Origin of the sequence: Pseudoalteromonas sp. T1lg23B, assembly GCF_002964665.1 — a bacterium.
GTDB lineage: Bacteria > Pseudomonadota > Gammaproteobacteria > Enterobacterales > Alteromonadaceae > Pseudoalteromonas.
This window is the reverse complement of the sequence record NZ_PQBZ01000026.1, coordinates 1-843: the sequence shown is the minus strand read 5'-3', so window position 1 is coordinate 843 and position 843 is coordinate 1. Positions and strand designations below refer to the sequence as shown.

At 42.7% G+C, this 843-nt stretch carries 2 protein-coding genes; one reads left to right on the top strand and one right to left on the bottom strand.

The features are described from left to right. Nucleotides 1–150: 150 nt before the first annotated feature. Nucleotides 151–597, bottom strand: a complete 447-nt coding sequence (locus C2M32_RS06640) for an Ig-like domain-containing protein (protein WP_105167683.1) — start codon at nucleotides 595–597, stop codon at nucleotides 151–153. A 37-nt stretch (nucleotides 598–634) separates the two neighbouring features. Here C2M32_RS06640 and C2M32_RS06635 point away from each other — a divergent pair. Further along, the coding region (locus C2M32_RS06635; protein WP_158678154.1) for a hypothetical protein at nucleotides 635–843 on the top strand (209 nt) is incomplete at its 3' end.

Genomic DNA, 843 nt, shown 5'->3' with positions numbered 1-843 from the left:
CCATACAACCCAAAATAGTTTTAGGTTGATAATCAAAGACTGATTTCAACTTCGCCAGAAGTTAATATTGAATACTAAAGTAGATGCTAATTAATCTTTCGATTAATTGGCATTGTTTTACTTTTGAAAACTCTTTATAGATACGAATATCTATAAGAATTTAATTATCAGCTTTTCCAAATTTTTAAAGGCGCTGTCAAACGTAGGCGCGGTAACATCCGCCGTTGTAAAATTAAAAGTGGTATCGTCGCTAATACCCGCGAAACTGTTGCCTGAGGTGTCATCTACTGCGGTGGTATCAATCCGAATTGCGTAGTTGGTGCTTCCCGATAAACTACTGGTTGGGGTGATATAAATTTTGTCACTGGTGATACCAATACGGCCAGCACTTGGCGTAATTGCGTAGTTGGTGCTTCCCGATAAACTACTGGTTGGGTTGATATAAATTTTGTCACTGGTGATACCAATACGGCCAGCACTTGGCGTAGTGGTTGTCCCATCGCTCTCAGTGGTCACACTGAATACTTCAAAGTCACTACTGCCATCAACATCACGAATAGTGATATTACCACTACCCGTGGGTACCTTAAGCAGCAAAAACTTTTCCGCGTTTCATCGTTTTATCGGCGCGTTTATGATTTGGTATTTCATGGTTGGCTTTACCTATGGCAGTACGGATGGGACCAAAGTCGATGCGGTGATCATTTCCTCCAGTGGCCAGACCGAAGTGGTCTCTGATGCGCCGCCAGGGATATTATGGGTGTTCTCGACCGCCTCGGTGCTAGGCAGAGAGCTCAATGATTTATTTAATACCGCATTTAGCTTACCGAATAACTTAGCGGG